The 20,861-nt window shown below is 62.4% G+C and carries 20 protein-coding genes and 1 pseudogene; 8 read left to right on the top strand and 13 right to left on the bottom strand.

All coding sequences use genetic code 11. The features are described from left to right. Window positions 1-116: 116 nt before the first annotated feature. The 6 genes from V1293_RS08920 (at window position 117) to V1293_RS08945 (ending at window position 6,497) form a co-directional block, all read left to right on the top strand. Complete coding sequence (locus V1293_RS08920) at window positions 117-1,850, top strand: acyl-CoA synthetase (RefSeq protein WP_334508586.1); 1,734 nt, start codon at window positions 117-119, stop codon at window positions 1,848-1,850. A gap of 143 nt (window positions 1,851-1,993) precedes the next feature. Beyond that, window positions 1,994-3,268: an ABC transporter substrate-binding protein gene (locus tag V1293_RS08925; protein ID WP_334508587.1), complete on the top strand. Its 1,275-nt coding sequence runs from the start codon at window positions 1,994-1,996 to the stop codon at window positions 3,266-3,268. A 32-nt stretch (window positions 3,269-3,300) separates the two neighbouring features. Next, on the top strand, window positions 3,301-4,209 hold the full coding sequence (locus V1293_RS08930) for a branched-chain amino acid ABC transporter permease (RefSeq protein ID WP_334508588.1): 909 nt from the start codon (window positions 3,301-3,303) through the stop codon (window positions 4,207-4,209). Next, a complete protein-coding gene (locus V1293_RS08935; protein ID WP_334508590.1) occupies window positions 4,206-5,135 on the top strand; it encodes a branched-chain amino acid ABC transporter permease in 930 nt (309 codons plus the stop codon). Before V1293_RS08930 ends, V1293_RS08935 begins: the two co-directional genes overlap by 4 nt. Then, a complete protein-coding gene (locus V1293_RS08940) occupies window positions 5,132-5,863 on the top strand; it encodes an ABC transporter ATP-binding protein (RefSeq protein WP_334508592.1) in 732 nt (243 codons plus the stop codon). The genes V1293_RS08935 and V1293_RS08940 overlap by 4 nt, the downstream gene beginning before the upstream one ends. Further along, the gene (locus tag V1293_RS08945) at window positions 5,850-6,497 is read left to right on the top strand and encodes an ABC transporter ATP-binding protein (protein ID WP_334508594.1); all 648 of its coding nucleotides are present in this window, start codon (window positions 5,850-5,852) and stop codon (window positions 6,495-6,497) included. The genes V1293_RS08940 and V1293_RS08945 overlap by 14 nt, the downstream gene beginning before the upstream one ends. 64 nt (window positions 6,498-6,561) lie before the next feature. On the opposite strand, the pseudogene V1293_RS08950 reads toward V1293_RS08945, so the two are convergent. The 6 genes and pseudogenes from V1293_RS08950 to V1293_RS08975 form a co-directional block, all read right to left on the bottom strand. Continuing rightward, window positions 6,562-6,693: pseudogene (locus V1293_RS08950) on the bottom strand (MBL fold metallo-hydrolase); the annotation flags it as partial. Window positions 6,694-6,822: 129 nt separating this feature from the next. After that, window positions 6,823-7,413 carry a flavin reductase family protein gene (locus V1293_RS08955; RefSeq protein ID WP_334508596.1) on the bottom strand — a complete coding sequence of 197 codons (591 nt, stop codon included), beginning with the start codon at window positions 7,411-7,413 and terminating at the stop codon, window positions 6,823-6,825. A gap of 56 nt (window positions 7,414-7,469) precedes the next feature. Then, complete coding sequence (locus V1293_RS08960; RefSeq protein WP_334508598.1) at window positions 7,470-8,324, bottom strand: carbohydrate ABC transporter permease; 855 nt, start codon at window positions 8,322-8,324, stop codon at window positions 7,470-7,472. Next, window positions 8,324-9,259: a carbohydrate ABC transporter permease gene (locus tag V1293_RS08965; RefSeq protein ID WP_334508601.1), complete on the bottom strand. Its 936-nt coding sequence runs from the start codon at window positions 9,257-9,259 to the stop codon at window positions 8,324-8,326. The genes V1293_RS08960 and V1293_RS08965 overlap by 1 nt, the downstream gene beginning before the upstream one ends. After that, the gene (locus tag V1293_RS08970; protein WP_334508603.1) at window positions 9,256-10,284 is read right to left on the bottom strand and encodes an ABC transporter ATP-binding protein; all 1,029 of its coding nucleotides are present in this window, start codon (window positions 10,282-10,284) and stop codon (window positions 9,256-9,258) included. Before V1293_RS08970 ends, V1293_RS08965 begins: the two co-directional genes overlap by 4 nt. Before the next feature lie 81 nt (window positions 10,285-10,365). Next, window positions 10,366-11,706 carry an ABC transporter substrate-binding protein gene (locus V1293_RS08975; protein ID WP_334508604.1) on the bottom strand — a complete coding sequence of 447 codons (1,341 nt, stop codon included), beginning with the start codon at window positions 11,704-11,706 and terminating at the stop codon, window positions 10,366-10,368. Between the two features lie 546 nt (window positions 11,707-12,252). On the opposite strand from V1293_RS08975, the gene V1293_RS08980 reads away from it, so the two are divergent. Next, complete coding sequence (locus V1293_RS08980) at window positions 12,253-13,074, top strand: universal stress protein (protein ID WP_334508606.1); 822 nt, start codon at window positions 12,253-12,255, stop codon at window positions 13,072-13,074. A gap of 123 nt (window positions 13,075-13,197) precedes the next feature. Here the strand turns inward: V1293_RS08980 and V1293_RS08985 are convergent, their stop codons facing one another. After that, window positions 13,198-15,285 (bottom strand): hypothetical protein, encoded by a 2,088-nt coding sequence (locus V1293_RS08985; protein ID WP_334508609.1) that lies wholly within the window; start codon window positions 15,283-15,285, stop codon window positions 13,198-13,200. Between V1293_RS08985 and V1293_RS08990 the strand changes: the two genes are divergently transcribed. Then, window positions 15,223-15,681, top strand: a complete 459-nt coding sequence (locus V1293_RS08990; protein WP_334508611.1) for a hypothetical protein — start codon at window positions 15,223-15,225, stop codon at window positions 15,679-15,681. The two genes, V1293_RS08985 and V1293_RS08990, sit on opposite strands and share 63 nt — an antisense overlap. 148 nt (window positions 15,682-15,829) lie before the next feature. On the opposite strand, the gene V1293_RS08995 is transcribed toward V1293_RS08990, so the two are convergent. Genes V1293_RS08995 through V1293_RS09020 form a run of 6 tightly spaced genes read right to left on the bottom strand, consistent with a single transcriptional unit; the run spans window position 15,830 to window position 20,847 of the window. Continuing rightward, window positions 15,830-16,213 carry a hypothetical protein gene (locus tag V1293_RS08995; RefSeq protein ID WP_334508614.1) on the bottom strand — a complete coding sequence of 128 codons (384 nt, stop codon included), beginning with the start codon at window positions 16,211-16,213 and terminating at the stop codon, window positions 15,830-15,832. An 18-nt stretch (window positions 16,214-16,231) separates the two neighbouring features. Continuing rightward, window positions 16,232-17,380, bottom strand: coding sequence for a hypothetical protein (locus tag V1293_RS09000; protein WP_334508616.1), 1,149 nt, complete (start codon window positions 17,378-17,380; stop codon window positions 16,232-16,234). A gap of 56 nt (window positions 17,381-17,436) precedes the next feature. Next, window positions 17,437-18,156 carry an ABC transporter ATP-binding protein gene (locus V1293_RS09005; RefSeq protein ID WP_334508619.1) on the bottom strand — a complete coding sequence of 240 codons (720 nt, stop codon included), beginning with the start codon at window positions 18,154-18,156 and terminating at the stop codon, window positions 17,437-17,439. Window positions 18,157-18,158: 2 nt separating this feature from the next. After that, window positions 18,159-18,932, bottom strand: coding sequence for an ABC transporter ATP-binding protein (locus tag V1293_RS09010; RefSeq protein WP_334508621.1), 774 nt, complete (start codon window positions 18,930-18,932; stop codon window positions 18,159-18,161). After that, on the bottom strand, window positions 18,929-19,954 hold the full coding sequence (locus V1293_RS09015) for a branched-chain amino acid ABC transporter permease (protein WP_334508623.1): 1,026 nt from the start codon (window positions 19,952-19,954) through the stop codon (window positions 18,929-18,931). The genes V1293_RS09010 and V1293_RS09015 overlap by 4 nt, the downstream gene beginning before the upstream one ends. Window positions 19,955-19,956: 2 nt before the next feature. Continuing rightward, window positions 19,957-20,847: a branched-chain amino acid ABC transporter permease gene (locus V1293_RS09020; RefSeq protein WP_334508625.1), complete on the bottom strand. Its 891-nt coding sequence runs from the start codon at window positions 20,845-20,847 to the stop codon at window positions 19,957-19,959. Between the last annotated feature and the right edge of the window lie 14 nt (window positions 20,848-20,861).

The raw sequence follows: 20,861 nt of genomic DNA on the forward strand, positions 1-20,861 counted from the left end.
CCGGCAAATGGGGGGCGCGGTTCGGCATATGCTCAGCGTCCTGGTCCAAGAGAACCGGATCGGACGGCGCGCGCTGACGCTTCACAAAAGGCGCGGGCGCCGCGGGAGGAGCAGCGATGGTACGATCACCGCAAGGTAAGCGCGCAGCGCGCCCAAAGCGAACGATCTCCAGGCCAGCACGCAAGACGCGTGCGGCGAAGTCCAATCGACGGTCGCCCGACAGCGCCGGCAACGGGGTGTTTTCCGGTCTCGGCCGCAGCGAAGCAAACTTCTCCTCGCTCACGCCCGTTTCCTTCCTGCCGCGCTCGGCCGAGATCTATCCGGATCGGATCGCGGTGATCCACGACGAGCGGCGCTACAGCTATCGCCAGTTCTATGAGCGCGTCCGTCGCCTCGCGTCGGCGCTCGCTGGCGCCGGCGTCAAGCGTGGCGATACCGTCTCGGTCATGCTGCCGAACGTACCGGCGATGGTCGAGGCGCATTATGGTGTGCCGATGCTCGGTGCGGTGCTGAACGCCATCAACACCCGTCTCGAGGCGGCAACGATCACCTATATTCTCCAGCACGCTGAGGCGAAGGTGCTGATCACCGACCGCGAGTTCGCGGCGCAGGTTGGTCCCGCGCTTGCGGCGCTGAAAAGGCGGCCGCTGGTGATCGATGTCGACGACGAGCTCTATACCGGGCCCGGCGAACGGCTCGGCAAGGTCGAGTACGAGGCGTTCATCGCCAAGGGCGATCCGAACTTCGCCTGGAGTGCGCCGGCCGACGAGAGCAGCGCGATCGCGCTCAATTACACATCGGGCACCACCGGCAACCCGAAGGGCGTCGTCTATCATCACCGCGGCACTTTCCTCGAGTCCGTCGGCAACATCATGGCCTGGCCGATGCCCCCGAAGCCGGTCTATCTTTGGACTCTGCCGATGTTCCACTGCAACGGCTGGTGTTTCCCTTGGTCGGTGGTGGCGATGAGCGGCACGCATGTGTGCCTGCGCAAGGTCGATCCGGCGCTGATCTTCCCGATGATTGTCGAGAACGGCGTAACGCACATGTGTGGCGCGCCGACGGTGCTGACGATGCTGACGTCGGCGCCAGCCGAGCAACTTCGCCGATTCAACCATGTGGTGGAAATCCAGACCGGCGGTTCGCCGCCGCCGGCCAAGGTGATCAAAGCGATGGAGCAACTCGGCTTCCGCGTCACGCACATCTACGGCATGACAGAGCTGCAGGGTCCTTCGACCTATTGCGCGCCGCAGGATGACTGGTCGGTGCTGCCGCTCGCAGAACGCGCCGGCTTCGTCGCGCGCCAGGGCGTCCGCTATCCCGTGGTCGAAGGGCAGATGGTGGCCGATGCTAGGACGATGAAGCCGGTGCCCCGCGACGGCCGGTCGATCGGCGAGATCATGGTTCGCGGCAACACGGTGATGCTCGGCTACCTGAAGGAGCCGAAGGCGACGTTCGACGCCTTCCGCGGCGGCTGGATGCACACCGGCGACCTCGCGGTCGAACATCCGAACGGCTACGTGGAGATCAAGGATCGCGCGAAGGACATCATCATCTCGGGCGGCGAGAACATCTCCAGCGTCGAAGTCGAGATCGCGCTCTACAAGCACCCGGCGGTGCAGCTCGCCGCCGTCGTCGCGCGGCCGGATTCGAAATGGGGCGAGACGCCCTGCGCCTTCGTGCAGCTCAAGCCCGGCGCTCAGGCGACCGAGGACGAGATCATCGCCTTCTGCCGCGACCGGCTCGCGCACTTCAAGGCGCCGAAGTCGGTGGTGTTCGGGCCGCTGCCGACGACTGCAACCGGCAAGGTGCAGAAATTCACGCTGAGGGAGCGCGCGCGAAGCCTATAAGAAGTAGTGGAGGACATGGTCTTTCCACACGCCAAGGTCTTCTGGCCCGGATCGGGGCAGCAACTCAGATGAGATACCGCAGCCTTACAAGGACCGTCAGGTCCATGGGTCCAATCAGACCGACAATGAGGAGGAGGAAACAAATGCGACCATTATCGAGCTTCGGGTTGCGCGCGGCCTTGGCCGCGTTCGTCTTTCTGCTGGCGGTGCCGGCTTCGCTGGCGCAACAGCCTATCAAGGTCGGCATCGTGACATTCCTGTCCGGTCCGGCCGCTGGTCCGTTCGGGATTCCCGCCCGCAACGCGGCCGAGCTGACGGCCGAGTTGCTCAACGCAGGCACCGTACCCGCACCCTATACCCAAAAGGGCTTCGGCGGAACGCCGATCGAGCTCGTCATCATCGACGAGGCGGGTGGCCCGCAGAAGCAAGTGGCCGAGTATCGCAATCTCGTGCCAAGAGTCGACATCGTGATCGGCTATATCTCGAGCGGCGATTGCCTTGCGATTGCGCCCGTTGCCGAGGAGCAGAAGAAGCTCACCGTCCTGTTCGACTGCGGCACGCCGCGCATCTTCGAGGACGCAAGCTACAAACATGTATTCCGCACCGGTCCGACCGGCACGATGGATAACGTGTCCGTCGCGCTTTATCTGGTGGAGCGCACCCCCAACGTAAAGTCGATTGCAGGCCTCAATCAGAACTATGCCTGGGGTCAGGACTCCTGGGCGGACTTCGAGAACGCCATGAAGACCCTCAAGCCTGGCATCGAGGTGAAGACCTCGCAGATGCCGAAGCTTTTTGCGGGTCAGTTCGGCGCCGAAATCACCACGCTTCTCGGTAGTGGGGCGGAGGTAATCCATTCCAGCATGTGGGGCGGCGATCTTGAGGGCCTCGTGCTGCAGGGCGCACCGCGTGGCCTGTTCGAGAAGCACAAGGTGGTGCTGTCAGCCGGCGAACCGGCCATCAACAGGCTGGGCACGCGGATTCCGGACGGAACCATTCTGGGGGCGCGTGGTCCGTTCGGGCCGTTCGCACCGGACACTGATCTCGCGCGCTGGCTGAAGACCACCTACCAGGACCGCTACCACGTTCCGCCGAACTATGCGTCCTTTAAGATGACGCAGGCAATCCTCGGCGTGAAGGCGGCCTACGAGAAGGCCAAGGGCAACGGCAAGGAGGCACCCGACCAGGACAAGATCATCGCCGCGCTCGAGAACCTGACCTTCCAAGGCCCCGGCGGGCCGGTAAAGATGGCGCTCGGCAAGGGCCATCAGGCGATCATGGATGCCGCCGTCGGCACGACCAAGGTCGAGGGCGGTGAGCTCAAGATCGTCGATATCGCGCGCTATTCCGCGGCCAAGGTGAATCCACCCGACGGCGTGAAAAGCGAAGCCTGGATCAAGTCTGGCCTCAAGAAATAACAATTAGGGACGGCAGCCTTGGGGCTACCGCCGTGTCGCTTCCGATGAGCAGTATCCTGCCCATTGCCTTCGACGGCATCGCCTATGCGTCCTGGCTGTTCCTGATCTCAGCCGGGCTGACGCTGATCTATGGCGTCATGCACATCCTCAACGTGGCCCATGGCAGCCTCTATGCCCTGGGCGCCTATGCGGCCTGCTCGCTTGCCGGCGCATGGCTCGGTGGCGGGCTGCCGGCCGCCGGCAGTTTCGCCATGCTGCTGCTCGCGGCCATCCTCGTCGGCTCCCTGGTCGGTCCGCTGATCGAGCGTGGCCTGCTGCAGTGGATGTACGGCAAGGACGAGGTGGTGCTGGTGCTGATCACCTATGCTGTCTTCCTGATCATGGAGGACGTGATCAAGCTGGTGTGGGGCGTGGACTCGCTGCTGCTGCCCGAACCCTACGCGTTGCCCGGAACTTTTCAGCTCGGCGGCCTGCTTTACCCCGTCTACAACGTACTGCTGATCGCATTGGCGCTGGCGACCGGGCTCGCCGTTGCCTGGGCGCTCTATCGCACACGCCAGGGCAAGGTGCTGCTCGCCGTCATCCACGACCGTGAGATGAGCATGGCCATGGGCATCAACGTGAGCCGGGTCTATCTCGCCACCTTCGCCGTCGGTGCGACGCTGGCGGCGCTCGGCGGAGCATTCACGGCGCCGACGATAGCCGTGACGCCCGGCATCGGCGTGGAGGTGATTGTGCTCGCCTTCGCGGTGGTGGTGATCGGCGGTCTCGGCAGTCTCGGCGGAGCGGCGCTCGGCGCGCTTCTGGTCGGCCTCGTCCGCTCGGCCACGGTGCACTACTGGCCGGAGGCCGAGCTGTTCTCCATCTACGCGGTGATGGCCATGGTCCTCATTGCGCGCCCGAAGGGACTGTTCGCGGCGCAGGAGGCGCGCAAGATATGAAGGCTGCAATCGTCGCAATCGCTTCTCTCGTCGCGCTGACAGGGTTGGCTCTGCTCTCGCCGCAATGGCTGGTATTCATGGCCATGCTGGCGCTCGCCAAAGGCGTGGTGGTGCTTGGGCTTCTTGTGCTGATGCGCACCGGTCTCGTGTCGTTTGGGCAGGGGCTGTACTTCGGTATCGGCGCCTATGCGGCTGCGCTGCTCTCGCATCATCTGCATGTTGCCGATGCGGCCGTGATGCTGCTCGCGGGCGCCGCAGCCGCCGGATTGATGGCCGCTCTGCTGGGCCTGCTGCTCGCCAGGTATCGCGACATTTTCTTTGCCATGCTGTCGCTGGCATTTTCGATGATCCTGTACGGCGTGCTGGTGAAGAGCGCCACGCTCGGCAGCACGGACGGGTTCAATCTACATGCGCGCACATTCTTCGGAGTAGCCTTGGCTCCTGGCGTGGAACGGCGGGTGTTTCTCATTGCCGGCGCGGTCTGTGCAGTGGTTGTGGCGCTGCTGATGCACAGGCTGTTCCGTGGACACTGGGGACGGTTGGCCACCGGCGTGCGCGACAACGAGTTGCGGGTAACCTACCTCGGCGCCTCGCCCTACCGCGTGGTGTACGTCAACTACCTGATCGCGGGTGCCATGGCGGGTCTGGGCGGCGCCCTGGCGGCATTGGCGATCGGCCATGTCGATCCCGAGATGATTTATTGGACGACTTCGGGCGAGTTCGTGTTCATCGCCATCTTGGGCGGCACCCAGAGCATTCTGGCACCCTTCGCGGCTGCCGCCATCTTCGAGGCTCTGCGCACGGTCGCCAGCCAGTACGCGCCCAACGTGTGGCAGATGTCGCTCGGCCTTGCCATGCTGGCCATCATCATGTTCCTGCCGGCCGGCCTGTGGACGCTCGCCGAGCGGCGGCGGAGGTCCGCATGAGTGCGGTGCTGACTGCACAAGGGTTGCAGAAGAGCTTCGGCGCCGTGAAGGCGGCAGCCGACATCAGCCTGACGTTCGATCCCGACACCGTCGTCAGCCTGATCGGTGCCAACGGCGCCGGCAAGACGACCTTTCTCAATATGGTGACTGGCTACCTCAGGCCCGACAGCGGGCAAATCCTGTTCGGCGAACGCGACATCGTGGGCCTCAGCCCGCGCCAGATCACCAAGCTCGGCATCTCGCGCTCGTTTCAGATACCGCAGCTCTTCAATTCGCTGAGCGTTCGCGAGAATCTGCTGGTCGCCGAGAGTATCGCCGCGACTGACAATCCGCAGGCGGCGACCGATGAGGCGCTGGCGCGGTTCGAGCTCGCTTCCTATGCTGCACAGAAGGCCGGCCTGTTGCCTGAAGGAATCCGCAAGCTGCTCGACGTTGCCATGGCGCTCTCCAGCCGCTCCAAGCTGCTCCTTCTCGACGAGCCGACCAGTGGCGTCTCCGCCGATGAGAAGTTCGCCATCATGGACGTCGTGATGGGCGCGGCACGTGCTGCCGGGGTGACGGTGATCTTCGTCGAGCACGATATGGACATCGTCGCGCGATTTGCCGGGCGCGTGGTAGCGTTCTACGATGGCGGCATCATCGCGGGCGGATCGCCCGACACCGTGCTGCGCGCAGAGAACGTGCGCCGCTACGTGATCGGCGAGGAGATACCCCATGCTGCGGCTTGACGGCGTCTCCGTGTCGATCGAGGCGGTGGCGATTCTGCGCGGCGTCGACCTCGAGGTCAGCGCCGGGGAGTTCGCCGGCCTGATCGGGCGCAATGGCGCAGGAAAGACCACCCTATTGCGGACCATCATGGGGCTGCAGGCACCGGCGTCCGGAAAGCTCAACTTCGAGAGCCGGGAGCTGACGGACTTGCCGACTCACCGCCGCGCAGGGCTCGGCATCGGCTACATGCCGGAGGACCGGCGGCTGGTGCCGGGCCTTTCGGCGGAGGAGAACCTCCTGCTGCCCGCCTGGGCCGCGAACGCGGAAGACGCCAAGGTGCAGCTCACGCGCATCTACGAGACCATCCCGGAACTGACGGGCTTGCGTGCGCGCAAGGCCTTGCAGCTCTCGGGCGGCCAGCAGAAGCTGGTGGCGCTGGGTCGGGCGATGATGGCCGGACGCAAGCTTCTCTTGCTCGACGAACCGTTCGAGGGCGTTGCGCCGGTGCTGGCCCGGCGTCTGGCCGAGGTGATGTCGGGCCTGCGCAAATCCGGATTGTCAGTGATTCTCGCCGAATCCAGCATGACGCACGCGCATGGCCTGCTTGATCGCGTGTTCACCATTGACCGCGGATCGGTAGGCGTGAGGAGTTGAAGAAGAGCGCGCATGCCGGCACTGCGAGTGGCGCGACAGCCATCGCGCCGTACGGCACAGGGCGGCGGAGCACGTGGAAAGCCGCAAGCACGGCAATTCGGATCGCGTATTTGATCGGCTTGTCCGTTACCACCCGTCGAGCCATCGCGGGCGTCGCCTGTGCATCGAAGACAGCGCAGCTGTTATCCAATATTAGCCGTCATAAGACTTTTCTTGATCTCCCGGTGCACACGTCGTGCACACGCGGCTTTCTATCTCATTGAGGAAATTGTACTTTCGTTCCCATCCATCATGGGGGCGCAAGAAAATTTCCAGCGTAAGTCATTCATTTCGCTGACCTATTTTTCCTCCATTCGATCCTATATGTGATTGGACCGACTGAGGAATTTCGCGCGACCAAGCTTCCGCACACTGGTTTTTCTAGGATGATATCCGATGAGATTGGAAGCGAAAATCGCGCTTTCGCATTCTCAGTGCACACACAGCGTGCACATGAAAGTCGAAGTGCACACGCGTGGCGCCCACGGCGGATGCCCAATTGCCATCGACGACAACGCGTTCGTTGACCGGCGTCGCGCCGAAGAGCTGGCGCCCCCGGGGAAAGATTCGAAGTTCTGCGCCTCGATCGCGGTCCGGCGCGACCCTTAAAATCGTTCCGACTGCTGTCAGTCCGGACCGGCCGCACGGTAGTGCAGCCAAAATAAATCAGGCTATCCGCACAGTCCGATCTCTGCAGTGCCGCCACCACGCGGCAAAACAGCACGCCATGCTTATCCACATTAGCGACATCGATGATGCGGCAATCGAAGGCGGCCGCGCTGTCGGCTAGAACCGGCGCACCGGTTTCCGCCGTCGACCGGAATCCTGCCGCCGAATTGCCGCGACACTGCCCGGCATACTGGGACTTCTGCAACACAATCTGCCAAAAGCTGACATGGTATGTATGACGAAGAGCATATTTGGTTTCGCGCGTTACTTGATCGCGCCCATGGTAAAGCCAGCCACGAAACGAGCGACGAAGAAATTATAGATGATGGCAATTGGCAGGCTCGCGATCAGGCAGGCCGCCATCATCGAACCCCAGAAATAGACATCGCCCCGCACGAGAAAGGTCGGCACGCCGACACTCACCGTATAACTCGACGACGCAGTGATGAACGTGACGCCATAGACAAATTCTTGCGTCACCAAAGTAAAGGCGAAGATCACCGCCGTCAGTATTCCAGCGACCGAAATCGGCATCACCACCTTGATGAATGCGCCAAAGCGGCTCAGCCCGTCGATCATGGCCGCGTCCTCAAGGTCGCGCGGGACCGCCTTGAAGAAGCCCATCAGAAGCCAGGTGCAAAACGGCACGGTGAAGCTCGGATAGACGAGTACCAAAGACCAAAGCGAATCCTGCAGGCCAAGCGTCGCGATGATGCGCGCGAACGGAATGAACAGGATGGTCGGCGGCACGAGATAGGTGAGAAAGATAGCGATGCCCAGCGTCTGCGCCCAAGGGCCGGTCATGCGCGCGAGCGCGTACCCCGCCGGCACCGCCAGTACAAGCGTGATGAAGACGACCGCGATCCCCACCGCGCCGGTATTGATCAGCCATTGCAGATACTGGGTGTCCTGAAACAGCACGGCGAGATGCTCAAGCGTCGGCGGCTCGTTGAACAGGAACGGGTTTTTGCTGACGTCGTGCAGATCGATCGTGGTCTTGAACGTCGTCATCAGCATCCAGTAGAACGGAAATGCAAGGAAGATGATGAAGAAGACCAGGATGCCGGCATGTCCGCCGGCCCTGGCGATCCGCACCAGCTTGAACGGGCGGCGCGTCATCACGTCACCTCCGAACGCCGCGCAAGCAACAGGAACACGATCGCCACCGCCACCAATACCGGGAACAGGAACAGCGACACCGCCGCACCTCCCGCAAGATCGCCGCCCTGAATGCCGGTGAAGAAGGCCCAGGTTGCGAGCACCTGGGTCTGGTCATAGGGGCCGCCGCGGGTGAGCAAGAACACCACGATCATGTCAGTGAAGGTGAAAATGATCCCGAACAGCACGGCGACGAGCGTGATCGGCAGCAGCAGCGGGAATGTGATCTGCAAGGTGCGGCGCCAGAAGCCGGCGCCGTCGACAGCGGCGGCGTCATGGATGTCCTGGGGAATCGAGGTGAGCCCGGCAAGCAGGATCACGGTGGCGAGCGGCACGATGCGCCAGATCTGCACAACGATGATCGAGGCCATGGCGAGATTGGGCTGGCCAAGCCAGATTGGCCAATCGTTCGGTCCGAGAATGCGCAAGGCCTGCCCGGTCCAGTTGATCACCGAATAGATCGAATCGTAGATCCACAGCCAGCCGATTGCACCTAGCGAAATCGGAGCGACCCAAGGTAACAGGATAAGCAGGCGCACCAGCCACTTGCCGCGGAAATCGGCCGACAGCGCCATCGCAAGGATATTGGCGAAAAAAAGCACGAAGAATTGTGAGACGATCGTGAAGATGAGGGTGTTCTTGAGCGCGGTCCAGAACGTGTTGGATGCCACCACGCGGTGGAAGTTCTCCAGGCCTACGAAGTTCATGCTGCGGCCGCCGACGGTGATATCGGAGACGCTGTAGAACAGCGAGAGAAGAAACGGAAAGCCGACCAGCAATACGATGTAAAGGATCGCCGGCGCGAGCATCAGCGGCCACAACAGGCGCTCGTTGTCGGCAAGCCGCGTGCGCCAGCCCGCTTTCGCAGCGAAGGCGTTAGCGTTTGCCGTCGTCATCGCCCGCTCCCATCGATGTGCCGGCCGCTGTTCCGGTCGAAGCGATGGATCTCGCGCTTACGCACCACGAAATCGTAGCGCTCGCCTGCGACGACTTCGGCGCGGATGTTGTTCGGCAGCTTCGAGATCACGTGCGCCTCGGCCGTGCGGCCTTCGAGCACGCCGTAGACCAGCCGATCGGCGCCCAGATATTCGACGCGGGTGACACGGAAGGGAAAGCCGATGCTGTCGTCCGAATTGCCTACCTCGCGCGGCAGAAACGCCTCCGGCCGAAAGCCGACATAGGAGGCGCCATCCTCCACCAGATTCATCGGCGGCGAGCCGATAAAGGTGGCGACGAAGGTGTCCATCGGCTTACCGTAAATCTCCTGCGGCGTGCCGATCTGGATCACCTGGCCCTGGTTCAGCACTGCAATGCGATCGCCGAGCCCCATGGCTTCGGCCTGATCATGGGTGACGTAAATGGTGGTGGTGGCGAGGTCGCGCTGGAACTGCTTGAGCTCGTCGCGGGCGGAATTCCGCAACTTGGCGTCGAGATTGGACAGAGGCTCGTCGAGCAGGAACACCACCGGTTCGCGCACCACCGCGCGTGCGAGCGCCACGCGCTGACGTTCGCCGCCGGAGAGCTGGCGCGGCTTGCGATCGAGGAAGCGCTCGATCCCGAACATGCGGGCCGCCCAGTCCACCTTCTTGCGGATCGCGTCCCTTTGCATGCCGACCGCGCGCAACGGAAACGAGATGTTCTTCGCGACGGTGAGATGCGGATATAGCGCGTAGCTCTGGAACACCATCGCGACATTGCGCGCGCGCGGCGGTAGGTCGGTGACGACGCGGCCGTCGATGACGATGTCGCCCGCAGTTGGCTGTTCGAGTCCGGCGATCAGCCGCATCAACGTGGTCTTGCCGCAGCCGGAGGGGCCGAGCAGGACGAGGAATTCGCCTTCGCGCGCGAGGAGGTCGATGCCGTCGACCGCGCGCACCTCGTCAAAATGCTTCGATATGTGCCGTGCTTCGACCGTCGCCATGAATGCCTCTCGGCTCTCTCGCGTCGGCGTCAAACGGGGCCGGGCCGCCGCCGGGCCCCGCTGATCACAATGCGCGCGCGATCAGATCATCCCGCGCTCTTTCCACTTGGCCCAGATCGCCTTCATCTTGGTATCGAGCTTCTTCAAGGCGTCTTCGGGCGTCTCCGCGCCGGTCGCCGCCTCGGCGAAGGCGGTGTTGAGCAGCCAGGTCTGGTACGTGTCGGAAATGGGCGCAGTGGAGTAGCCGGGATAGCCAATGTTGGTCGCCCAATCGAGCACGTCCTCGAGCACCGCGTACTTCTCCGGCGGCACGGCCTTCTTGTCGTTGGAGATGAGCTGCTTGAGGTCTGCCACGGTCTGAGGGAAGCACGGGAAGTTGTAGAACTCGCTGGCCAGGAAGGCTTCCTTGAAGTTGGCAATGTAGTCGACCAGGAATTTCTGCGCGCCCGGGATATTCTCCGCGAACTTCCAGATCACGTAGCAGTCCATCACATGCTCGAGGCCCATGCGGCGCACCGGACCCCTGGCGGCCTTGGCCACGGCGATCTTCTCGTGAATCGCCATCTTCTGATTCTCTCCGGTGCGCGTCACCGAGATAGCGTTGAGCACCAGCGAGGAGCGGCCGGCGAGCATCTGCCGGTTGTTGGAGGAGGCATCCCAAGCCAGAACTTCCGGCGTCATGCAGTCCTCAAAGAGCCCCTTGACGAAGCGCAGCGCCTCCAGCGTGTTCTTGGAATTGATGGTGAGGTTGCCGGCCTCGTCCTGCTCATGCGCGCCGAACGAATACATGATCGCGCGCATGGCCACGCCAGTGTCGATCTCGGCGGATAGACCGATGCCGACCGGAATACGGGTCTTGTCCTTGATCTTCTTGCCGCCGACACGGATGTCGTCCCAGGTGTCCGGCTTCATGCCAATGTCACCCCAGAGATCGGTACGGTAGTTCACCGGGTCCGGTACGTAGCTGTCGGAGAAGGCGAAGTATCTCTTGGTCTTCGGGTTGTATGTGCTCTTGATACCGAGATCGATCGCCTTGCCATTCGCCTTTTCGCATTCAGCATAGACGTCGTTCATGGGTACAACCTGATCCTCGAACACCGAAGGCGGCATGAGGAGCATGAAGAGGTCGTGGCCCTTCTGGGCCGACACCTCTGCTGCGGCGCGCGACTCGAGAAGAGCAAGATTGATGTTGTCGACGATCACCTCGGTGCCATTTTTGGCACCCCATTCCTTGGTGTAGGTGTTGTTGAACCACTTGTCGTAGGCGGGGACGAAGTGACTCCATTGCAGGATCTTCAGTGTCTTGGCAGCGCGAGCTGGCGTAACGTGGAAGAACGGTCCGACGGCTGCGGCTGCACCCACAGCGGTCTTGATGACGTCGCGGCGCGACAGGCCGTAGCGACGAGATGCACGGGATTGCATGTTTTCCTCCCATTGCTTGATCGTTCAGCGGGAGGTTTTGTGCCGGTCAACAGCAGAGACGAGCTCCCGCTGACTTTAGCTGATAATAATTATCCCACGAACAGGCAATGTTGACAACGCGGCAACGGTGCTCTCATCCAGGAAGAACTCTGTTGCCCGATGGCAGCGGAATTTGTCCCTGACAATCAGGCCCGGCTAGTCGCACAGTTCCTCGCGCCGTGGTGGCGCGCTTGATTTTCGGCTGCGGGTCTGCCGCGTCGCAATCTTACAAAGGTGTATATGGTAATCAGCGGAATTAATCCCACGCAATCGATTTCATGAATTAGCTCGATTTTTCAATAGCATAGGACTAGGCTTCCTGGTCTGAGCGGTGCGCCATTCCGGACGCGGGTTGCACTAGGCGCAGCTCTGGATCAATCACGACAAGGCGCAGGGCTGTGGCCATCGGAACGCAGCCCCCGGGACGCGGGAATGGTGCACCAGCCGGGATAAAGATAGACGCTGGAATTTGGGGAGATGCGCGATCACCTAACTGGAGGCAGACACATGATCAAAGATATTCTTGTCAACCTGTCTTACGGGACATCGCAAGATGGCGTTTCCAATTACGCTGTATCGGTTGCGGAGACATTCGGCGCACACATCATGGGGACCGCCTTCTATCCGGCAGTAGTCGGTGGCGTCGACCTGTCGGCTAACTTTATTCGAGCCCAGCAAGCTGAAGCCCGAGAACACGCAGAGTCCGTGGCCACCGCGTTTGACGAGGCGACGCGTCGCGCCGGGGTTTCAGCCGAAACACGCAGAATTGAAACTGACGTCGGCGACGTACCAACCCAGTTTGCGCATATCGCGAGACGATTCGATCTTTCCGTCATTGGCCAATTTGAAAGGGACCGGGATCATCGAACCACGAATATCGTTCTTGAGGCAGCGCTGTTCGAATCCGGAAGACCGGTGCTCATCGTACCTTTTATTCAGAAGGATCGCCTCAAACTCGATCATATCATGGTGTGCTGGGATGGCAGCCGGGCAGCCGCCCGAGCGGTCGCCGATGCCATGCCGTTTCTTACCCGCTCCGGCACGACGAGTATTGTTGTTGCCGACACTCAGAGCGCCAAAAGCGCAGACCTTCCGGGTGCGGATATCGCGACCCATCTGTCCCGTCACGGAGTAAATGCCACGATTGAGCGCATTCCCGTCAGCAAGATCGATGTTTCAAATACAATCCTGTCATATGCAGCCGATGCAGGTGCCGATCTCATTGTCATGGGCGGGTACGGGCATTCCCGGCTGCGGGAATTTATTCTTGGCGGGACGACACGTGGTATGCTTGCCTCGATGACCAAACCGACATTGATGTCGCACTGATCAACCGACGAGCATCAATGTATGTCGCGACACATCGCAAAATGTCGGCGCAACGCTGAACGTTTCCTCAATTGACGGCCCGACCACCAGATTCCGGGAGAACCAATCCTTACGACCACGCAATCATCGATCGGATGCAATGGCGACAGGAATACGCCGGATATCCGGATTCATGACATTGCCGTTGACCGCGATGACGGCAAGCATGGTGTACTGGCCAGCCGGCAGCCGGCCGCCCAGATCGATCCGGAATGTCGCGTCGTCGCCGAGCAACGCGACATCGGCGAGCACGACTCGATCCTTGTCATCGGTCACCACATAGCGACACTGCGGTGCGGCACGATTGCGCACGACGGGTGCGATCAACGGCAATGGCGTCCGCACCAGGCGATAGCTTCGCTGGAATCTATCGATCATTTCGATCTCGCCCGAGAGCGTGACGCGGTCGCCGTTCCATTCCACCTTGGTGACATAGCCGTGCCGCGGGATCGCGTAGGCGTCGTATGATCCCACGCCCAGCGGGTAGGTCAGATCCCGGAAAGCCTCGAGCGCGACATTGTCGGCCGACCATTTCTTCAGCCGGTACGGTCCATTGGTGACCAGGAAGTGGCCGTGCTCACGGTAGAAGACCGCGAGCGCCGCCCATCGCTTGCGCGCCTCGTCGGCGGTCACCAAGGATCGCAGCGAGGCGGGACGGTATGCGTCGCGCTCGAATGCCTCGACCAACGGCACGAGCTTGCGTTTGAGTTCGTCAGAGCGGACCAGGTCGAGCCACTCGACATTGCGGCGCATGGCCTCTGCTTGCGAGAACGCCGCCCAGCCCCGGCTGACCGCCTCCTCCATGAGCACGACCAGATGCCACGGCAGCGTGCTCCAGGGCGGCGCCGCCAGAGCCTCCTGGTCTGGATTCTCCAGCACCACCGTCAGATAGACGTCGATGACCAGCAACTCGCGAACGAAACTGACATCGCCGACGCGGAAGCTCTTGGAGGTGATGTCCGCGTCCGCGACCCGCAATCCCGCAAGTGCCCGGCGCAGGGGTTCCGTTGCGGCGTCGACGACGGGGTCGTAATGCCCCTCATCGCCCTCGCGGCGAACGCCCCAGCGATACGCGAATATATAGGCATAGAGCAGATCGGCGACGGTCATGCGTGAACCGTCGTGGAAAGCCGAGCCGAGCACACGATAGGTCAATTTCGCAGCAGCGGACGTTTTTGCGCCGATCGGCTGCAGCCGGCCGTCGCCCGGCTCAGGCAACACCGCGTCAGCAGGGACGTGGATCACCTCCGTCACGGCGGATGGCTGGGCGGATTCACGCTGCTCGACGATGGGCTCCGCTGTGATGGACAGGCCAACAAAGGTGTAGACGACCATGAGCGCGGTCAGCGGAACTTGCGAACGAAGCGCGGCTCCACGTACCGCTATCACACGCATCGCCTTGGTATGGCCGAGGTAGACCGCCGTGACATGGCCCGTCACGATCGCCGCAACCGCCGCGTACCAGGCAAAGCGCGCTCCGACGATCGCGATATCAACGCGGTAGCCGGCTGTGCCGAAGAGATTCCAGCCTTTGCCGAACGGATCGGACGCGAGCGGCACGATGTACTGGCCCTGGATCAACAGGAACACCAGATAATGTGCCACGTGATAGCCGATGGCGATCGGGACGAGCGTCAATGCGAAGCTGCGGGCAAGCCCCATCGGCGAGCGAGCCATAGGCGTCGGCATGATCGCGCAGATCGCCAGGTAGGCGCCGAGGAACAAAAGCCAGAACCCCACGAGGCCGGCTGTCTTGATCGCGACCGGGGCGTGCTCGCCCAAGCCGGGGAGCGTGGCGCGAAGCCAGCTTTCGAGGTTCGACCATGTCGAGGTGCCGATGAGCCCGTCATAAAGCACGGTCGAGAGCAGGAGCAACACGAATGCCATCATGGACGTCGAGACGGGCTCGTCGTCGAGCAGCCCTGCCCCGAATGGTCGAAGCAACAACTTCCGCCCTTGCGGCTGAACCTTCGCCTGAGTTGGCGCAAAACGGGCGAAGGTGCCGAACACGATGGTGAACACCTCGCCGTGCTGCATCCAGATGTCACGACCGAACACGAACATGCCGATCACGGTGAGGATCGAATACGCGGCGGCGAAACCGGCAATGTGAGCTGGCACGGCGGGGCTTGGGTAGACAAGCTCGATCCACGCAAAGGCGAGCAGCAGCAAGCACGCCGGCCAGACACCGAGCACCGGCCAGTACGGCAGCCGTCGCGACAGTTCGGTGCCGGTGGCCAGCCGATAGAGCCGCTCCGCCCCTTCGAACAGCGTCCGCCACGGATTGATCAGCTGCCACAGGTCTCCAGCGAAGGCCGAAACATAGGCAAGGCCGACCCAGAAGATGATCCACACAAGCGTTGGCGCAAGGTTCCGGTATGGATTCTGATCGCCGATGAACCCGGCAAGTACCGTGACAATGAAAACGCCAAGCGCGACGAGCCGGAGCAGGAGAACAACACCAGGCTGTACGATCAGCCGGCCGGGCGCGGTGGCGAGCAGATCGACATGCGGGCCGCGACGGGTGACGGGGGCATGACGAACGAACAGCCCGAAGACGACGAATGACAATGCGACCGCGGCGGCACCTCCGAAGAGATAGAGCGAAAGCGGCAGCGGCAGATCATAGCGCTGGCCGAAGCCGTGGGCGGCAGCAGGTGCCGCGGTGCCGAGAGCGACACAGGCCGCTGCTGCAAGCGTCCGCAACATGGCGGCGCTATTGCGGATAGACCTCGACAAGGACAAGCGGTGGCTCATGATGGGAAGGGCTGCCTGCGCGGTCGCGCGCATCATGGAGGTGGATGGGGAAGCGTCCGGTCGCGCGTGCCGTGAACTTCATTTCGGCGATCGTGCCGGCCTCGACTTTCTGCTCGATGTCATAGCCGTGCAGGTGCAGGGTCAATGGCTGGTCCGTGCCCCAGCGCAGCTTGACTACGTCGAGCTGTTTGACGCGGATCAGGCGCATGTTCTGCGCCACCTTCCCGTGCTCGATCTTGAGGTCGAACGTCAGCTCCGCGGCTTGCGCGCTTACGCTCGGCGCGAGCGCACCCACCATTGGTATCAAGAGGCGTCGGCCCAGTGTAAGCGGAATTCGCAGCATGGACCTGCTCCGACCCATTCATCGACGCGGCTTGGACTCGACATCCGCGATCCGGTTGAACACCCAGTTCTCGTCATATGGCGACGGCACAGCTGCCGGATCGCCGAGCGCGAACCACGTCAGGCGGCCGAACGGGTCCGTAAAGCCTGCGATCGGATTCCACGCTGCCTGCGGCCGCCCGTCGACCCCAAGAGCGAGCCAGCCATTCCAAGGAAAATCCTTGAGCTTCACCGTGCGGATGAACATCGGCGAATTGAAACCGTCGTGGGCGTCATACGCGATGTTCTCAATGCCAGCCGAGAATTCGGAATTGAAATATTCCCGCTTGACAGTGTAACCGGCAACGGTCTTGTGGCAGCTGCCGACGAGCATGCCGACGAGGCCACGTTCCAGATTGATGCGCTCGACCGCGCCGTTATAGTCACCGGTCCGCAGGCGTTCGACATCGGATTCGATGCGACGCAGCCGCTCTGGATCGACAATTGCATCCCCGAGCAGCCGATAGGCGGCGAACCAGCCGGTCCTGACCCAGCGCGGACCAAGCCAGCCGTTCAACGCCTCCCTCGCCGAGGCCACAAGGTCGGCGGCGTTCACCTCATGGATCGCGACATCCCAGTCGGAATCGCCTGCCTGCCATTCGGCGCGAACGAGGCTTCTTGCGAGCGCGCCTACCGCCCTCACCTTCAACTCGCCGACGATCGCACCGGTTGCCTCAGTGAGGCTGCCGAGAAGGCGCGCCTTCGCGGCTGCCGCCAGATCGACATGGTTGAGAAAATCGCCGTGAAACGGCGTGACCGGATAGGGATGCGTGATCAGCTCACTGGCCTTGCCACCGATCTCGCGGATCGCGGCCCGGGTAAGCGCACAGATGGACGCCTCGTCCTTCGCCAGCGGCGATGCCGGATTGACGCGAACAATCACAAACGAGCCAAACGACTCGACAGCGGTGATGGTCTCGGGCATCGCACCAGCAAATCGCGGCGTACCGCCAACATAAGCATGCATCTTGCCGTCGCGCAGGAGGTCGGCCGCTCGCTCGGACGCCACCGTCGCGATCTCGATCTCATGGGGATAATAGGACGGATAGACCGGCAACTCGTGGCCGCTGCGGGCCACGGTGATCGCGATGGACGTCATCGCGGCGATGAGAAGGCTGCATCTGGTCATTTGCCATCCGGAACGTTCAGACACGGCGTTTCGCAGTCGTGTCGGCTTGCGCGCAACTAGCCGCGCAACGCCTTCATCACTTTTTCGTCGGCGAGCGCTTCCCTCGGCGACCCGTGGAAGATGATCTCGCCACGGTCGATGGCGTAGAGCCGGTCGCCGATGCGCGTCGCCGCACCCAGATTCGATTCCGCCATGAGGATGGAAACGCCCATCGCCTTGATTTTCATGACCGCCTCGGTGAAGCGATTGACCACGACCGGCGCCAGGCCCTCGAAGGCTTCGTCGAGCAACAACAGCGACGGCGACAGCATCATGGCGCGCGCGATCGCCACCATCTTGCGCTGACCGCCGCTGAGGTGCAAGCCTTGACGCTGCAGCAGGTTCTGCACTTCGGGAAAGAGGCTGAACGTCTGGGCTTCGGGGTCTACCCGCTGACCGCCGTTACGGCGCTTGGCGACCTCATCGCCGAGCCAGCGACTGATCATCAGGTTCTCGCTCACCGACAAATCAGGAAAAACCCCGCAATCCTCGGGCGAATAGCCGATGCCACGTTTCGCCCGCTCGTGCGGCGGGAGCCTCGTCACGTCCTCGTCATCGAACAGGATCTGTCCGGCCCGGACGGGGAGAAATCCCATGATGCTCTCGATCGTGGTGGTCTTGCCCGCTCCGTTGCGCCCGACGAGGCATACCACTTCCTCCTTGTCGACGCGCAGCGACACGCCGTTGAGGATGTGGGCCGGGCCGCGGTAGGTGTCGATCGCATTGACATCGAGCACGATCAATCCTTTCGTGAGAAGGCGTCGGTACCGGAAGAGCCGATCAGGATCATTGCGACCTGCTCGTTCTTCCTGATCTCGGCGGGGGTACCTTGCGCAAGAATCGCGCCCTGGTGCATCACGACGATGCGATCGGAATATTTGAACACGACGTCCATGTCGTGCTCGATGACCACGGCTGTTATGCCCTCGCCGCGCACGACCGAAGCGATCGTGTCCATGATCTGGCCCTTGTCGCGCGTGCTCACCCCGCTCGTGGGCTCGTCGAGGAACAGGAGCTTGGGCCGCAGCGCATAGGCGAGCGCTACGTCGAGCAGCTTGCGCTCGCCTTGCGCGAGGCCGCGCGCAAGCTCGTTGTGCTTCCCGGCGAGCCCGAATTGGTCGAGCACCCCGTCGGCTTCCCGCGTCACCTTGCCGTCGCGGCGGGCGAGCGCCGCAATGTTGCGGGTCTTGCCTTCGCGGGAAAAGATCGCCAGCGCGACGTTGTCGAAGGCGGTAAGGTCGTCGAACAGATTTACGAGCTGGAAGCTGCGCGCAATTCCTGCCTTGACGCGCTGGGTCACCGAGGCGTTGCTGACGTCCTGGCCCTGGAAGATGATTTTTCCGGAATCGGCGCTGTAATATGCGCTCACGATGTTGCAGAACGAAGTCTTGCCGGCCCCATTGGGGCCGACCAGCGATATGAACTCGCCCTCCTCAATGGTCAGATTGACGTCGTCGACAGCATGCGTATCGCCGAAGTACTTCTTGAGATGGACCGTCTCGAGCAGGCTCATGAGGTCCCCCTGGTAAACCTGGTCGCAAGGCGCGCGGCCGTCCCCACGATGCCCGACGGCAGCGCTAACACCAGGACCACGAGCACCACGCCGAGCAGGAGCTGCCAATATTCCGTGCTCGCGACCGCATAGGTCTTGAGATAGTTGAACACCACAGCGCCGACGATCGGCCCGGTGAACGTACGGAACCCGCCGAGCACGCTCATGAACACGATCTCGCCCGAGAACGGCCAATAAAGGATGTCGGGCGTGGTCAGCCCATTGAGCGGAACCCAGAGGATGCCGGCAAGACCGGTGAACGCGCCCGATATCACGAAGGCGATCCAGCGGTAGCGCCGCACTGATATGCCGACGAAGCTCGCGCGCGTCTCGTTGTCGCGAATTGCCTGCAGCGCTTTGCCGAACGGCGAGTGCACAACGACCCACATGATGACCGTCGCCAACGCGAACAGGCCAAGTACATAATAATAGTAGGCGAAAACGAAGCGTTGGAACGAGCCGGGGCCGGCGAAGTTGACGAGACCGCCGAGCAGCGTGAGCTTGGCAGAGGCGACGCGGATGCCGTCGGTGCCGCCGGTCACCCAGAAAAACTTGAAGGCAAGGCTCCACAACACCTGCGACAATGCCAGTGTCAGGATGCTGAAGAAGATGCGCGTGTGCCGTACGCACACGAACCCGAACAGCGCGGAGATGAGCAGCGTGCCCAGGAGCCCGCCGGCGATGCAGAGCTCCATGGATTGCGCGCCGAGGTCGCGTACGATGAACGCAACCGTATAGGCGCCGGCGCCGAAATAGGCAGAATGGCCGAACGACAAGAGTCCGGTATAGCCGAGCAGCAGATTGAAGCCGAGCGCCGCGATGGCCATGATCAGACCATAGGTGAGCAGCACCGTCTGGTAGGGATCGACCAAACTCGGCAGCATCGCGAGCACAAGGAGTATTGCGAGCGCGACCACAGCCGGCCGCCAAGCAGACGGGCCAGTGCTCGTGATCGCGGCTTTTTTTGCGACGGTGAGGCTCATCGTCATGCCCTCCCAAACAGTCCGGTCGGGCGAATGAGCAGGACCGCGGTCGCGATCAGGTAGAGCACGGCAAGCTCGATCTCAGGGAAGAACTGGATGCCGGCGGTGCGGACGAGGCCGACGATCAGTGCACCGGCCAGTGCGCCTTCGAGGCTCCCGAGCCCGCCGATCACCACGACAACGAACGCCAAGATGAGGGCCTCAATGCCCATGCCGAGCACGGCGGCCTGCGCCGGCACCACGACCGCGCCGCCCAACCCTGCCATGAAGCAGCCGATGGCGAAGGCTTGCACGTAGACACGGCTGACATTGATCCCGAGCGCTGCGGCCATGCGCCGATCCTGCGAAGTGGCGCGCAGGATGACGCCGAACTTGGTACGGTAGATGAACCACCACAGGCCGAGAGCGGCGATCAGCCCAATGGCGATGACGAACAGGTTGTAGGTCGGATAGAGCAGCCGGCCGATCGGGATGCTGCCCATGTGATCCATGATCGATCCGGCGGTGAGCGGCGTGCCGCCGAACAGGAACTTCATGGCGTCTTCGAGGATCATGAGCAGGCCGAACGTGACCAGCAGATGGTACTCCTCCGGCCGTCGGTAGAGCGGACGCAGCAGCGTGGGCTCGATTACCGCGCCCACGACCGCGATCGCGACGGCGCCGACGGGCAGCAGGAGCAGGAGGCCGGCAAGGCCGAGCGTACCGCTCGCCGCATGGCCGACCGCCCCGCCGACGACCCAGGCCGAGACGTAGGCACCGAGCGCATAGAGCGTCCCATGGGCGAGATTGACGATGCGCATGACACCATAGATGAGGCTCAGGCCCGCGGCGATCAGAAACAAAACCGCTGCGTAGAAAAATGAATTGAGCAATTGGATGATGAAGATCGTCATCGTTCTTCCTCACG

Source organism: Bradyrhizobium sp. AZCC 1693 (assembly GCF_036924745.1).
GTDB lineage: Bacteria > Pseudomonadota > Alphaproteobacteria > Rhizobiales > Xanthobacteraceae > Bradyrhizobium.